10 protein-coding genes are annotated in these 16,021 nt (G+C 39.1%); 8 read left to right on the top strand and 2 right to left on the bottom strand.

The window, feature by feature from the left end; all coding sequences use genetic code 11:
* The first annotated feature begins 363 nt into the window (after positions 1–363).
* From HQN86_RS25755 to HQN86_RS25745, 3 genes are all read left to right on the top strand, one after another.
* Positions 364–549 carry a hypothetical protein gene (locus tag HQN86_RS25755; RefSeq protein ID WP_172663706.1) on the top strand — a complete coding sequence of 62 codons (186 nt, stop codon included), beginning with the start codon at positions 364–366 and terminating at the stop codon, positions 547–549.
* A 34-nt stretch (positions 550–583) separates the two neighbouring features.
* The gene (locus HQN86_RS25750) at positions 584–2,869 is read left to right on the top strand and encodes a glycosyl hydrolase family 95 catalytic domain-containing protein (RefSeq protein WP_172663705.1); all 2,286 of its coding nucleotides are present in this window, start codon (positions 584–586) and stop codon (positions 2,867–2,869) included.
* A gap of 105 nt (positions 2,870–2,974) precedes the next feature.
* Entirely contained in the window at positions 2,975–5,428 is a 2,454-nt protein-coding gene (locus tag HQN86_RS25745) for a glycoside hydrolase family 95 protein (protein ID WP_172663704.1), read from the top strand.
* 2 nt (positions 5,429–5,430) lie between these two features.
* Here the strand turns inward: HQN86_RS25745 and HQN86_RS25740 are convergent, their stop codons facing one another.
* Positions 5,431–5,739 carry a GNAT family N-acetyltransferase gene (locus tag HQN86_RS25740; protein WP_172663703.1) on the bottom strand — a complete coding sequence of 103 codons (309 nt, stop codon included), beginning with the start codon at positions 5,737–5,739 and terminating at the stop codon, positions 5,431–5,433.
* A 166-nt stretch (positions 5,740–5,905) separates the two neighbouring features.
* Here HQN86_RS25740 and HQN86_RS25735 point away from each other — a divergent pair, with 166 nt between their 5' ends.
* Genes HQN86_RS25735 through HQN86_RS25720 form a run of 4 tightly spaced genes read left to right on the top strand, consistent with a single transcriptional unit; the run spans position 5,906 to position 12,881 of the window.
* Entirely contained in the window at positions 5,906–8,227 is a 2,322-nt protein-coding gene (locus HQN86_RS25735; protein ID WP_172663702.1) for a PSD1 and planctomycete cytochrome C domain-containing protein, read from the top strand.
* Between the two features lie 3 nt (positions 8,228–8,230).
* Positions 8,231–9,682 (top strand): DUF1501 domain-containing protein, encoded by a 1,452-nt coding sequence (locus HQN86_RS25730; RefSeq protein WP_048904630.1) that lies wholly within the window; start codon positions 8,231–8,233, stop codon positions 9,680–9,682.
* A 10-nt stretch (positions 9,683–9,692) separates the two neighbouring features.
* Positions 9,693–10,718: an NHL repeat-containing protein gene (locus HQN86_RS25725; protein ID WP_172663701.1), complete on the top strand. Its 1,026-nt coding sequence runs from the start codon at positions 9,693–9,695 to the stop codon at positions 10,716–10,718.
* A gap of 6 nt (positions 10,719–10,724) precedes the next feature.
* Entirely contained in the window at positions 10,725–12,881 is a 2,157-nt protein-coding gene (locus HQN86_RS25720; protein ID WP_172663700.1) for a chitobiase/beta-hexosaminidase C-terminal domain-containing protein, read from the top strand.
* Here the strand turns inward: HQN86_RS25720 and HQN86_RS25715 are convergent.
* Positions 12,856–13,653, bottom strand: coding sequence for a DUF4350 domain-containing protein (locus HQN86_RS25715; protein ID WP_172663699.1), 798 nt, complete (start codon positions 13,651–13,653; stop codon positions 12,856–12,858). The two genes, HQN86_RS25720 and HQN86_RS25715, sit on opposite strands and share 26 nt — an antisense overlap.
* A 295-nt stretch (positions 13,654–13,948) precedes the next feature.
* On the opposite strand from HQN86_RS25715, the gene HQN86_RS25710 reads away from it, so the two are divergent.
* Positions 13,949–16,009, top strand: a complete 2,061-nt coding sequence (locus tag HQN86_RS25710; RefSeq protein ID WP_172663698.1) for a glucosidase family protein — start codon at positions 13,949–13,951, stop codon at positions 16,007–16,009.
* Positions 16,010–16,021: the final 12 nt, after the last annotated feature.

The following is a 16,021-nucleotide window of genomic DNA, read 5'->3' as shown; positions in this document are numbered from 1 at the left end:
TTCGACGGCGTATCCAACTGAGGAAAGGATCGTTAGTCAGAATGGAACAAAGAGGCATAAAATATTCTACAAGAGTTTTGTTGGTAAGGTCAATTGGATTTATTCCAAAATTTCTTCCTCCAAATATGTTTTCAGGAATCTCCTGATGGTGAAAAATAGCATTGTTCATGTTCAGTTCAATGCTAATGCAGTTCTAGTTTTATTTATTAATTTTCTAATGGGCACATTATGTGCTTTGAGATTCCTTTTTTATCCCACATCTCCAAAAACAAGCCTCCCGGCGTAGTTTAATTTTCTAAGACTATTTATTGTTTTTTCACGAGAGGTTTATTGGCCGAAAGGCTTTTTCCTATAATTTTTTTTATGAAACGCTTTAAGAAAACAATGCGTCTTTTTGGACTCATTGTAATGATAATATTAGCTTGTTTTGGGATCGGATTGGGCGGTACACCACCTGTATTGCCGGTTATCCGTACCAAACATGGAACTGAATTTATAGAAGCCAGAGAAGAGGAGAATGTGGAGGAGGAGATGCAAAACTTAAAATAAAATAACCTATTTTTAAACCAGGTTAGGAAATCTTATGAACAGAACAATTGCATTACTCCTTTTTATTTTTACATCGATTACTGCAATAGCGCAGTCTCCGAAACACGATCTGCATTTCAATAAGCTGGCATCCCAATGGGACGAAGCTATACCTCTGGGCAATGGGACTTTAGGTGCTTTGATTTGGCAAAAGGGAGAACGGCTAAGGTTCTCTCTGGATAGGGTAGATGTTTGGGACATGCGACCTATGAAGGGCTTGCATCGGAAAGAGTTTAGTTATAAATGGGTAATAGATCAGGTGAATAAAAAGGATTATAAGCCTGTACAAGACTATTTTGATGCGCCTTATGATAGGGAACCTGCACCTTCGAAAATACCTGGGGGCGCTCTTGAATTTGAAACCAAGGACTGGGGGCAGGCCGAAGATGTTCATTTATCTTTAAAAGATGCAGTTTGTAAGGTGCGCTGGACAAATGGCATTGTGCTAAAAACTTTTGTTGATGCCGTAAAGCCATTGGGTTGGTTTAGATTTGAAAATATAAGCAACGATTTTAAACCACATTTGATTGCACCAAAATATCAGGGAGAGGTTAAAGTTTCTGGCGATCCGGTAGGCGGTGATGACCTATCGAGATTGGGATACAAACAGGGAACAATTCAGCAAAATGGAAATAGCATAACTTATCATCAGGAAGGCTGGGGTGGATTTAGTTACGATATCAACGTGAGATGGAAAAGAATTGACAGTAAAACTGTTGAAGGAGTTTGGAGTATTTCATCTCAGTATCCGAATAAGATTGCTAATAGAAAAGCTGCTGTTGTTACTCAAAATGCCATTTCCACTAGTTTTAACAAAGAGTTTACTGCACATGTGGGGTGGTGGAGTAATTTCTGGAGCAAGTCGGCAATTCATGTACCCGATACGTTGATTGAGAAACAATGGTATTTAGAGCAATATAAATTCGGCTCTGTAGCAAGATCAGATGCACCTCCAATTTCGTTGCAGGCGGTGTGGACTGCCGATAACGGAAGGATACCACCATGGAAAGGGGATTATCATCATGACTTAAATACTCAGCTTAGCTATTGGCCGGCATATAGTGGCAATCACCTTGGTGAAGCAATGGGCTATATTAATCATCTCGAGCAAAATAAGGCAAACTATAAGCGCTATACTAAGCTTTATTTTGGTGCAGACGGTATTGCTGTGCCTGGAGTAACAACCCTGGATGGTACAGAAATGGGCGGATGGATTCAATACTCTTTATCACCAACAGTTTCTTCATGGCTTGGACAACATTATTACCTGCAATGGCGCTACAGTATGGATAAGGTTTTTCTTAAAAATAAAGCTTATCCATGGATCAAAGGAGCAGCCCTGTTTCTTGAAAACATAACGGTTAAAGACGGAAACGGACACAGGAAATTGAAAATTAGTTCAAGTCCGGAGATAAACGACAATGACCTTAGTGCCTGGTTTTTGGGAAATACAAACTATGATCTGGCTTTAATGAAATTCACGTTTAAAGCTGCGGAGGAACTTGCTACTGAACTTGGATTGAAAGCCGAAGCCTTGCGGTGGAATAAACTCTTAAATGAGTTTGATGATTTCGCGATAACAGATAAGGATGAACTTAGATTTGCCCCAGGTCTGGATTATAAAGAATCGCACAGACATTTCTCTCATATGATGGCTATCCATCCATTAGGGCTAATAAAATGGGAGGACGGACCGAAAGCTCAAGCCATTATAAAGAATACGATACAGCTATTGGATAAGGTAGGGCCAGATTACTGGTGTGGGTACTCTTATTCCTGGCTTGCAAACATTAAGGCAAGGGCAAAAGATGGAGCCGGTGCAGCAAGAGATCTACAGACATTTGCCAGGGCTTTTTGCTCTATAAATAGCTTCCATTTAAACGGAGATCAAACAAAATCAGGACTATCGAAATTTCAATACAGACCCTTTACTCTGGAAGGTAACTTTGCATTTGCAGCGGGCTTGCAAGAAATGCTATTGCAGAGTTATGCAGGGTTTATTGAAATTATGCCTGCTGTTCCACCCGAATGGAAAGACGCTTCATTTGAAAATTTGCGTACAGAAGGAGCTTTTCTTGTAAGTGCAAAAAAAGCTGGAGGACAGGTAGATGAAGTCAAGATCGTTTCAGAAAAAGGAGGAGTAACTAAATTAAAACTGCCGTTTAAAACTCATTTTATTGCTTCAAACGCAGGTTTTAAAATAAAATCCGCTGAAAGCGGGTTTTTGGAGTTAACGGCCAAACCAGGTGCTGTGTTGTTGTTGAAAAACGGGTATGAATAGGTTTTCTCTTTAGCATGCCAATATCGCTTAATGGTTTGACAATAACAGCTAATTTCTAAAGCTGTAATTTCCTTTCTTTGATTATTAAATAAAACATAACTAAAGATGAATTTGGCACAAAAAAAAATACTTTTCTTTTTTTGTTTTACCTTAAGTGGCTTGTCATTATTTGCGCAGACAGATCAGCAAGTGAGATTTAATTCACCGGCGAACCATTTTACTGAATCTGTTCCTGTTGGCAACGGCCGATTAGGAGCAATGGTATTTGGCAATCCAAACAGAGAAAGGATTGTTTTAAACGAAATTTCTATGTGGTCTGGTGGTGTAGAAAATCCCAATAGAAATGATGCTGCCGCTCATTTACCTGTTATTCAGCAATTGCTAAAGGATGGAAAAAATAAGGAGGCGCAAGAACTATTACAAAAATATTTTACAAGTGCCGGAGCTGGGTCTGGTTTTGGAAATGGTGCAAACGAAAAGTTTGGATGCTATCAAATCCTTTCAGATATGTTTATTAATTGGAGAGACACCACCTCAAAAGTAACGGATTATAAAAGGATTTTAAGTATAGATAAAGCCATTTCAGTTACTGAGTGGAGCAGGTCAGGTGTAAACTTTAAAGAAGAGGTGATTGTAAGCACCCCTCAACAAGCCATTATTGTTCGTTTAACTTCGAGTAAAGCAAAAGCATTAAATTTTGATCTGTCGCTAAGTAGAAAAGAGCATGCATCTTTTTCAGCCGAGGGAAATGGGCTTAGCATGACAGGACAATTGCCAGGTGGTAATGGAGATAAAGGAATTCTTTTTGCAGCCTTTGCGAAAGCCATTTCATCCACAGGAAAAATAACGGCAAAAAATAGTGTACTTACGGTTGATGGAGCAACCGAATGCCTTATTGTAATTAGTGCTGCAACAGATATGAACTGGCCAGATGTAACACACCGCGGTGCGATACCTTTGCCGGTAGCTAAAAAACATGTTGATGCTGCGGGTAAACTTCCGTGGCTAACATTGAAAACAAAGCAGCGCGAAGATTTTCAAGCCTACTACAATCGCTGTAAAATCCAACTTGGTGAAAAAGAGAATGCCGGTATTGCAGCGCTTTCTACAGCAGAACGACTGGTGCGTTTTGCTAACGGAGGGAGTGATGTAACGCTACCAGCTCTGTATTTTAATTTTGGACGGTACCTTTTAATTTCAAGTTCTCGCCCAGGTGGCTTACCAGCTAATCTGCAAGGGATTTGGGCTGAAGAGTATCAAACCCCGTGGAACGGAGATTATCACCTGGATATCAATGTGCAAATGAATTACTGGTTGGCGGAGAATACTAATTTGGGAGATATACATAAACCCCTGATTGAGTTTACAAAATTTTTGGTGGCGCCTGGACAAAAAACTGCAAAAGCATATTATAACAGCACGGGATGGGTGGCACACGTAATTGCAAACCCCTGGGGTTTTACTGCTCCAGGCGAGCATGCCTCATGGGGTTCGGTACTTTCGGGTGGAGCATGGTTAAGCAGTCATTTGTGGCAACATTATTTATATAACCCAAACAAAAAGACTTTAGCTGAGATTTATCCGGTACTAAAAGGGGCAACAAAATTTTATACCGATATTTTAATTGAAGATCCGCTAACAAAGTGGCTGGTAACAGCGCCTTCCAACTCTCCAGAAAATTCTTATAAAACCGAGGAAGGTTTTGAAGGGCAAACCACGATGGGTCCAACTATGGATATGCAGATTGGGAGAGAAATGATGAACAATACTATTGCTGCGGCTAAGTTATTAGGTATAGATAAGAGTTGGACAGATAGTTTGCAGCAGCTAAAAGGCCGGTTAGCTCCTAATCAGATCAGTAAAAAAACAGGCGGGATACAAGAGTGGATCAGAGATTATGAAGATCCTGAGGTAACACATCGCCATGTTTCGCATTTGTATGGTTTGTATCCCTACGATGAAATTACTCAACTTGAAACACCCTTATTGATGACTGCAGCAAGAAAAACTTTGGAGAGAAGAGGGGATGGAGGTACAGGTTGGTCGAGAGCATGGAAGGTGAATTTCTGGGCCAGACTAGGTGATGGTGACCATGCTTGGAAGGTGTTTAAAGCACTGCTGGCGCCTGCTGTTGCGGGAAGTGAGATTTCGATGACCAGTGGAGCAGGAACTTATGCAAATCTGTTTTGTGCGCACCCGCCATTTCAGATTGATGGAAATTTTGGCGGTACGGCAGCCATTGCTGAAATGTTGCTCCAAAGTAATGGCATTAACTCTGTGATCCGCTTATTACCTGCATTGCCAACAGATACTGATTGGAGCTGTGGTAATATAAAAGGAATGCGTGCAAGGAATGGCTTCGAGCTTAGTTTTAGCTGGAAGAGCAGCAAACTCACCAAAGCCGAAATCTTTTCCCTAAGCGGAGCTGAATGTTATATTCAATTACCTGCCGGTACTTCGGTTTACAGTAGCGCAGGGAAAAAGATAGCATTAAATACTAAAGTGGATAATCTGGTTAGCTTTAACACTGTTAAAGGAAGTAAATACGTTATAAAATAGGCTTAAAAAGGGGGTACACCCTCATCTAAAATTCTGTTCCATTCGGTGTGTCTTTTTAGGTATGTTACTACAAATGGACATAGAGGGATGAGTTTATAGTCGTTGTCTTCCAGGTAAGCTAATGTTTTCTCAACTATTGCAGTTGCAGTTCCTCTTCCTTTAAGTTCTTCGGGTGCTTCAGTATGGATCAGCCATATCTTTTTACCATGCTCCTTGTAATCTATAAAAGTCAGATAATTATCTGTTTTGAGCTCAAATCTATTTTTTTCTGAATTTTTTATCAGCGGTACATCGTTAAATTCTGCATTCATTTTTTGTTGTATTTAGAGTGATATATTCTACAACAATTTAATCAATAAAAATTTCATATTCTGCTTTTTAAGAAAATAATAATTGGTATTTAAAGTATTTATTCTAAATTTATAGAAGCAGACAAGTGAAAGCTTGTCTGTACAATTGAAACCAAATAGATATTGTATGTACCGTAGGCTTTTTTATTTACTGCTGACGTTTTTTGCTATTGTGTATATTATACAGGCATGTAACAGCTCATCTTCAAATCAGGTAGCCGAAGAACAGTTGCCTGATAGTATCAGTTACAATTTCAATGTCAGGCCAATTCTTTCTGATAAGTGCTTTATCTGTCACGGCCCCGATGCGAATAAACGACAAGCAGATTTAAGATTAGATATTGCTGAGGAAGCCTATAAGGCGTTAAAAGAAAATCCATCAGCGCATGCCCTTGTACCTTTTAAACCTAATGCATCTGAAGTGTTTTTAAGGATTTCCACAAAGGATACGGCATATATGATGCCTCCGAAGTCCTCAAATCTAAAATTGACTGCTAATGAGATTTCTATAATAGAGAAATGGATTAAGCAAGGAGCTAAATACGAAAAGCATTGGGCTTTTACTCCTCCTAAAGCTCCCCAAATGCCTAAGGTTAAGGATGCTAAATGGGTGAAAAATGAGATAGATTATTTTGTGCTTGATAAACTGGAACATAAAGGAGTAGTACCTAACCCCGAAGCGGATAAGGAAAGGTTATTAAAGCGTGCTAGTCTTGACATTACCGGTTTGCCACCCTCTATTGAGATGATGGATAAATTTCTTGCTGATTCCAGTGGTAACGCATATGAGAAGGTTGTGGAGTCGCTACTATCAAGTCCAGCTTATGGGGAAAGGATGGCATTGCACTGGTTAGATGTTGCCAGATATGCTGATTCTCACGGGTATCAGGATGATAATTACCGTAGTCAGTGGCCTTGGAGAGATTGGGTTATTCATGCTTTTAATGAAAATATGCCCTATAATCAATTTGTGACCTGGCAGCTTGCCGGAGATTTGATGCCAAATGCCTCGAAAGAACAGCTTTTGGCAACAGGTTTTAACAGGAATCATAAAATAACAGAAGAAGGTGGTGTAATTGATGAAGAATATAGGGTTGAGTATGTTACTGACCGCACCAATACTTTTGGGAAAGCCATAATAGGTGTTACGCTGGAATGTGCTCATTGTCATGATCATAAGTACGATCCATTTTCGCAAAAGGAATACTACCAGGTATTTGCTTTTTTTAATAATGTAAAAGAAGTAGGAATTGAGTCTGTTGTTGGCGGCCCGGAGACTTATGCAAAAAAACCGCTGATGGAAATTAGCAATGCTGATGTTAAAGAAATATTGAAGTTTGTAAATAAGCAGGATACGAATAAATTAATCGTATCAGTAATGGGTGATCAGGATACAGTTAGAAAAACCTATTTACTAAAAAGGGGTGTATATGATGCGCATGGTGAGGTGGTGGAAGCCGGAACGCCTAAATCATTACTTTCATTTAGTGATAAATACCCTAAAAACAGACTTGGGTTAACGCAATGGTTATTCGATAAGAAAAATCCGCTTACTTCAAGAGTATTTGTAAATCAGGTATGGCAAGAGTTTTTTGGACGAGGTATTGTTAAAACTTCGGGAGATTTTGGGATGCAGGGAGAGTTACCTTCGCACCCCGAATTACTCGACTGGCTTGCGGTTGATTTTATGAACCATGGGTGGAACATCAAACGCCTTGTTAGGCAAATAGCATTGTCTGCAACCTATAGACAATCTGCTGTAGTCTCTCCGGAAAAACTGAAGACCGATCCGGATAACATTCTTTTGGCAAGAGCGCCGCGTTATCGTATCCCTGCTGAACTTGTCAGAGATGTGGTGCTTTCCAGTAGTGGGTTGTTAGTGAATACAATAGGAGGGCCAAGTGTTAAGCCTTACCAGCCACCAGGCCTTTGGGAAGGAGCTACATCAGGTAGAGGTTTATTGGCTACATACAGACAAGATCATAACGAGAGTTTGTATCGGAGAGGTATGTATACTTTCATTAAAAGAACTGTTCCACCTCCTGTAATGGGAATTTTTGATGCCAGTAACAGAGACCAGTGTGAAGTTAAAAGATTAAAAACGAATACCCCGCTTCAGGCATTGGCGATGATGAATGACCCCACAGTATTAGAGGCTTCGCGTGTTTTGGCCGATAAGTTATTACAAGATAAAGGAACATCAGAAGCAAGGATCAGCAAGGCATTTAGAAGGATAGTTTGTAGAAAACCTAAGGATAAAGAAATAAAGCTGTTGGCCTCCTATTACGCCGATCAATTGAAGGTATTTAAACAAAAATCAAATGCGGAGAAAGTTTTGGCAGTAGGCGAGTACCCTCTCTCTCAGAAAACCAATAAAACTGAACTTGCCGCAATGATGGAAGTAATAGCAGCAATATATAATTTAGAAGAAACCATTACAAAATCCTGATTTATGGAAAAGAATATTTTGGAGCATGGACTTAATTTTAACAGACGTCGTTTCCTTTCAAAATTAAGTTTGGGTTTAGGGAGTGTTGCACTGGGATCGTTACTAATTCCGGATCTGTTTACCGGCAGTTTTGAAGAGGCAGGACTTCCTCCCGGTATTCCTGATTTTGCTCCTAAAGCTAAAAGAGTAATTTATCTGTTTCAGAACGGTGCTCCTTCACAATTGGAGTCTTTTGATTATAAGCCTAAGCTTAGAGAAATGATGGGGCAGGAGCTTCCGGCATCCATTAGAGCAGGTCAACGCCTTACAGGTATGACGGCTAATCAATCTTCTTTCCCTTTGGTAGGTTCATATTATGATTTTAAGCAATACGGTGAGTCGAGAGCATGGATTAGTGACTTGTTCCCTCATACTGCAAAGGTTGTCGATGATATTTGTATCATCAGATCTATGTTTACCGAAGCGATAAATCATGATCCGGCATTAACTTTTTTTCAAACCGGGGCGCAACAGGGAAACAGACCAAGTATGGGTGCATGGCTTAGTTATGGCTTAGGTAGCGAAAATAAAAATCTGCCAGCATTTACTGTATTGTTGTCGCGGGGTAAAGGTAATGGGCAGGGGGTATACTCAAAACTGTGGACTAATGGATTTCTGGATTCCACGCACCAGGGTGTTCAATTTAGCAGTGGCGAAGATCCGGTACTTTATTTAAAAGACCCGGAAGGATTGAACAGATTTGAGAGAAGAAAGATGCTCGATAAATTGGCTGAGCTGAATGAGATGTCGTACCAGGAATTTGGTGACCCGGAGATAAATGCCAAGGTACAACAATACGAAATGGCCTATCGAATGCAGACTGCTGTACCTGAAATCACCGATCTTTCTAAAGAACCAGACGATATTATAAAACTTTACGGACCTGATTGTTTGGTTCCGGGAACTTTTGCTGCGAATTGTTTGCTGGCACGTAAGCTAAGTGAAAACGGGGTGCGTTTTGTGCAATTGTATCATCAGGGATGGGATCAGCATGGCAATCTGCCAAATGAGATGGCAGGGCAAGCTAAAGACGTAGACCAGGCATCGGCAGCATTAATAACTGATTTGAAACAGAGAGGATTACTTGATGAAACATTGGTGATATGGGGAGGTGAATTTGGCCGCACTAATTATAGTCAGGGCGCAATGACCAAGGATAACTATGGTCGCGATCATCATCCACGCTGTTTTAGCATTTGGATGGCTGGGGGTGGAATTAAGCCGGGTATAGTATATGGTGAATCTGACGAGTTTGGATACAACATTGTAAAAGATCCTGTTCATGTGAACGATTTTCATGCAACAGTTCTTCATCAGCTTGGGCTAAACCACGAAAAACTTACGTTTAAACATTTAGGTCGTCGCTACAGATTAACAGATGTAGCCGGCAAAGTAATTAATGACATTATAGTATAAAGAATATTTTATGAAAAGAAGAGAATTTTTAAAACATACAACCGCAGTTTCTGCCGGATTTTTTATTATGAAAGATACATTAGCAAAATCAAAAGAACCTGTGTATGGTCACAACAACATGCGCTATACGATGGATGCAAAGTGGGGGCAATTAAACCCTGCAAAGAATCCGGTAAATGATTGTCATGAAATGGTGCAGGATAAAAAAGGCCGGATTATTTTATTGACAAATGAGACCAAAAATAATGTACTGATCTATAATAAATCGGGCAAACTGTTAGATTCCTGGGGTCATGAATTTCCTGGGGCACATGGATTAACACTCACCAGAGAGGGCAGTAAAGAATTTCTTTTTATTACCGATACAAACAGACATCAGGTATATAAGACTACCTTGGATGGAAAAATACTGATGACACTTGATTGTCCGATGGAAACAGGGCTGTACAAAAAAAATGAAGAATATGTACCAACCGAAGTAGCAGTTGCAGACAATGGTGATTTCTTTATTGCAGATGGTTATGGATTGCAGTATGTTCTGCATTATAATGCTGAGGGTAAATTGTTGAGTTATTTTGGCGGAAAAGGTGCCGAAACCAAACATCTGGATAATGCGCATGGGGTTTGTATTGATAAAAGACAGGGTGAAGCATCATTGCTGGTTACAGATCGTACACGCAATTGCTTTAAACGCTTTGATATGGCAGGGAATTTAAAAGAGATAATTGCGCTTCCTGGTGCTTGTGTTTGCAGGCCGGTTATTAAAAATGATTATTTGTATGCTGCGGTGCTAAGATCACCGGATCTGAATAAGGAGAATAGTGGCTTTGTTACTATTTTGGATAAGGATAATAAGGTAGTGTCAAATATTGGTGGTTCAGCACCGACTTATACGGATGGTATATTGCAACCAATGTCGCAGGCAGAGAAGATTTTTCTGAATCCACATGATGTATGTGTAGATGACGACGACAACCTTTATGTAGCCCAGTGGGCATCGGGCAAAGTATATCCATATAAATTTACCCGTGCATAATTTTTTATGAGAATTACGCTTAAAGGTTTTACTGAAAATGCATTATTTGCGTTAAACATCTTTATTGTCTTTTTACTGGTATTTGGAGATAAGATTTCTGTGCCGTATTGGTTACAGCCATTAGGTAGGCTGCATCCTATGATTCTGCATTTTCCTATAGTACTTTTGCTGTTAGCGATGCTTCTGGAATTCTTTCGCTTTAAGGAGGCATACACCGGAGAAAAGTTATATCAGAATTTCACTACCGGGTTATTGTTAACCGGAGTTTTATTGTCTGCAGTAACTGTTGTTATGGGATTATTCCTGTCAAAAGAAGAAGGCTATAGCGGTGATACTTTGCAATGGCACAAGTGGACAGGAGTAAGCATTGTTTTTATTTCTTCAATTATATATTGGTCCAGAAACTCTTCCTGGTATAAAGCACCCGTAGCAAAAGCAGGTGCTGTTATTACCATTTTATGTTTAATTGTTACCGGCCATTATGGAGCTACATTAACTCATGGAGATAATTTTGTTCTGGCAGCCGTAATGCCAGAAAAAGAAAAGGTTCCAGTAGATAAGGCAGTCATATTTGATGATGTGATCATGCCCATATTTAATGAAAAGTGTTTGAGTTGCCATAATTTAGAAAAAGCAAAGGGCAGTTTAATCTTGGCAGATGCTAAATCTATGTTTAAGGGCGGAAAGAACGGTAAATTATTTGTGCCTGGGAAACCTGAAATAAGTTTGCTGCTGGAACGAATACATCTGCCTGTAGATGATAAAAAGCACATGCCCCCTAAGAGTAAATCTCAGTTAACGAGTGAAGAAATTGCCATTTTAGCTTTATGGATAAAGGGTAATGCTGATTTAAAGAAGAAAGTTTTAGATCTGCCAAAAAACGATTCTTTGAGAGTACTGTCCGCGTCATTGTTGGGGCCTGTAACATCTGTCGAAGAAAATTATGATTTTGGAGCAGCAGATGAGGCAACGGTAAAGAAGCTAAATAACAATTACAGAGTGATTTACGCGCTCGATAAAATATCGCCAGCCTTAGAAGTAAATGTTTATAATAGAAGTATTTATAAGCCTGAAGCTATAAAAGAACTGATGCCTGTTAAAAAGCAGATTGTATCCTTAAATTTGAATAATTTACCCATTAAAGATGAGGAATTAAAGACAATTGGGGCGTTTGAAAATCTGCGGAAGATAAATTTAAATTTTACGGATATTAAGGGTGATGGGCTTAAGTACTTAAAATCCTTAAATCATTTAAATGCATTATCCTTATCAGGAACAAAGGTTAATTTTAACTTTGTTAAGCAGCTTGTGAGTATGAAAAGCCTTAAAGAGCTGACCTTGTGGAACACGGGTTTAAATGAAGGCGAGATAGGCCAATTACAAAAAATGAATAAGGAGCTGGCTATAATAGGCGGTTTTAAAGATGATGGCAAGAGTCCGGTTAAATTAAATCAGCCCCGGTTGAGTACAGACATTTCTATTTTTAAAAATTCGTTGACCCTTCAGGTAAAACACCCTGTAAACGGAGTGCAAATCAGGTACACCACAGATGGTTCGGAACCTGATAGTCTTAAGTCACCTTTATATGATAAAGAAATTGTTATTAAGGAAACCACTACGCTAAAAGCAAAAGCATATAAAGCTGGTTGGTATAGCAGCGACGCAATAGTTTTTAACTTTTACCAAAGCAATTATAAGCCTGATAGTATTGCTTTTTTAATGCAGCCAAATGAAAAGTACAGGTCTGATGGAACAAAGATATTGGTCGACAATCAGCTGGGTGATTTTGATATTAATACAGGTAAATGGATTGGTTTTAGAGAAAATAACATGGAGACCATCATGTTTTTTAAGCAGGCTATTTCTTTAAAATCGGTAACACTAAATGTAATGAGACAAATCTCTGCATATATTTTACTTCCACAGGAGGTTGAGATTTGGGGTGGTGCAGATAAGAAAAGTCTTCGCTTATTAAAGGTAATAAAAAATCAAATGCCGCTTAAAGATGAAGGGAATGCACTTGTAAAGTTAGATGCAAAATTTGAACCACGAAGTGTCTCATGTTTAAAGATAGTGGGCAAAAACTTTAAGAAACTACCTCAGTGGCATCCAGGAAAGGGCGAGCCAGCATGGATATTTATTGATGAGGTATTCTTGAACTAAGCCATTTTACCAGTTCAACTGCACCATTGTAGTTTTCGTATGTTGAGGGAATGCGGGTTCCATCAACATATTCATTATAAATCCATGGGTCGCCAAGGGCAAAAACAGTACCCTTACCGTATTTTGCAGTAGCCATGATAACATCGTTCTGTTCTGTTATTAAAGCCTGGGCAGGTGGGTTCAATTGAAGAATTGAAAGTTCTTTTATGTAGAATTTTTTGGAGGCAGTAAACACCTCATTTCCGAACGGAATATTTACGGTTCCTGTTTCATAATTTTTTCCTTTCACCATGTTTCGGCTTTTATTGGAAAAGTTAATGCCGAAATTTTCTGCGAGGATATTTAACTGCGTAAGGTTAGTGTTGGCACTATCGTTGGCTAATAAGACCAGTACTCCTCCGGCTTTTACCCATTTGGTAATTGCTTTTATATGATCTTTGTTAATGTAATTTGGGTTAGGGTTTTCCTTAGTATTATCCGGATCTACAATGATATATACATCGTTGCCCTTTAAGGATTTAAGGGTTGGCCCGTTGTCAAGATTTTTGATCTGAAATCCATTCTTTTTAAAAATATCTCCAAGTATAGAATAGCCATTTAGTGTTTGGTCCTCCCAAGTGTAATGAAACCTGATTTCATTTCCATCTTTGTTCTTTTTTGTTTCATGATTGAAAAAATTATCAAGCGTAACTACCTTATCCCGTTGTGCATTTGAAATAGATACGGAGCTGAAAAGTATCATCAAACTAAAACCAAAATTCTTTAATCTCATTTTTATATTATTTGTTCTTGTTATATTTTATCCACGGTCCCTTTTCCGGTTTCCGGTGAACCTTCCATAAATTCCTGCCAATTTTCAGGCAAGTGTTCGCCAGCGAAGTGAATATGTGTATGCGGTGCACGGAAAGATAAACATTTTTCAAGATGAAAAACCCTGCGTACCTGAATATGCTAATACGGTTGATTACTTAGCTAATAGTGGCAATAGATTAGCTCTAAGTATTACTCAAATTGCACTTGCAATCCAGAATGAATAATTTACAATAGGATTAAGAAAATAAAGAACCATGAAGAGAAATCTTATTCATACCATGGTGCTCACAACTTGTATGGGTATCATTCAATCATTTAGTTATGCTCAACAGGGTGCGTTGCCTAAACAAACAGATCGTTGGAGCATTGAGGACAATGGCAGTATTAGCTGGTCCATTAAAAATGAATTGCCGCATACTGATCATATTGAGATGGCAGGAGAAAAGGTAGCACTATGGGTTGAGTATGGTTTAGATAGCAACAGAAAATCGAAGATTAGCAGAACAGTTGTATTTCCAACTTTTAGAATGTTGCCTGATGGGACAAGAACACATATTTCTTATTCTTTTCAGGATAATGAACTGCCAAGGTTTTATATAAACAACAGGTTATTAGATTTTTATATTGAGAAAAGTGGCAAATCTGGCACATTAGGTTATAGTATTAAAAAGATAAATCATAAAGGGATTATGAAGGTTTCTGCCGAAACAGGTATGCCTGTTTTAACGGAAATAGAAAGAGAGCTTTTTCCTTCTGTGGATAGGCCTATGGCTATTGAGAAGTTTGTTTTTACTAATAAATCGGATAAAGACCAAACCATTTCAATGGAGTATTTAAGACGTGAAGTAAGAACAGATCCTTCTAAAAGTAAAGTACAATCTCATTCGGTAATAATGGGTACAATAGGAGAAGGCAGCCGCCTTTTGCAAGCTGGTAAATCAATAACCTTTGCCGTTTATTATCTCGCAACAGATACACCACAAAATATAGAGGCCATTAATCCTGATCTGGAAGAACAAAAAAGGGTAGAAAGGATCGCTGAGATTCAGGCGCCACTTAAACTAGAAACTCCTGATGATATACTTAATACAGCATTTGAGTTTGCTAAACTAAGAGCTACGGAAAGTATTTATAAAACAAAGGGCGGCTATATGCATGGACCGGGTGGTTTGGCTTATTATGCTGCAATATGGGCTAATGATCAGGCAGAATATGTTAACCCATTCTTTGCATTTTTGGGAGACAGGGTTGGCAATCAGTCCGCAATGAATTCTTATCGTTGGTTTGCAAAATATATGAATCCGGATTATAAGCCAATTCCAAGTTCTATTGTTGCTGAAGGGGATGCGGTATGGAAAGGCGCTGGAGATAGAGGGGATCAGGCAATGATAGCTTATGGCGCATCACGCTATGCTTTGGCGAATGGAAACATAGACTCAGCACGCGTATTGTGGCCCTTGATTGAATGGTGCCTGGAATTTAGCAGAAGAAAAATGAATAATGAGGGGGTGGTGAATTCTGATAAAGATGAACTTGAGGGGCGTTTTCCTGCCGGGAAAGCAAATCTGGCCACAAATACCTTATACTATGATGCGTTGCGATCTGCAACGCTACTAGGGAAGCTACTGAGCAAGCCGAAGACACAAATAGACGGGTATCGTAAACAGGCAGATGCATTGAAAATCAATATTGAAAAGTATTTTGGTGGGAATGTTGAAGGTTACGAGACCTATAAATATTACGAAGGGAATGATGTGCTACGTGCATGGATATGTTTGCCGCTTACCGTAGGAATATTTGATAGAAAAAAGGGAACGATCGATGCCCTGTTTTCTCCACGTTTGTGGACTGCTGATGGACTAGCCACACAGGCCGGTAAAGAAACCTTCTGGGATCGTTCTACACTTTACGCATTAAGAGGAGTTCTTGAAGCCGGAGACACTGAAAAAGCGATGGATTTTATAAAATATTATTCGAGAAGGAGGTTACTTGGCAATCATGTTCCATATCCCGTGGAGGCATATCCTGAAGGCAACCAACGCCATTTGTCTGCAGAAAGTGGTTTGTATTGTAGAATATTTACTGAAGGACTTTTTGGCATACGACCTATTGGATTTAATAGCTTTAATTGCACACCAAGAATGCCAAAGGCATGGAACAAGTTTGCGTTGCGAAATATCCACTCTTTTGGAAATGTATTCGATCTGGAAATATCAAGAGCCGGAAAAGATAAACTGGCAATTGTGGTCAAGAAAGCCGGTAAGGTAAACAAATATCAAGTAAAAGTAGGTGCAACTCAATTGATCAAGTTATAATTATAAACTTTT

The sequence above is a fragment of the Pedobacter panaciterrae genome, from assembly GCF_013204795.1.
Taxonomy (GTDB): domain Bacteria; phylum Bacteroidota; class Bacteroidia; order Sphingobacteriales; family Sphingobacteriaceae; genus Pedobacter; species Pedobacter panaciterrae.
Note: the sequence above shows the minus strand (reverse complement) of the source record. Positions and strands in the feature narration are given on the sequence as shown.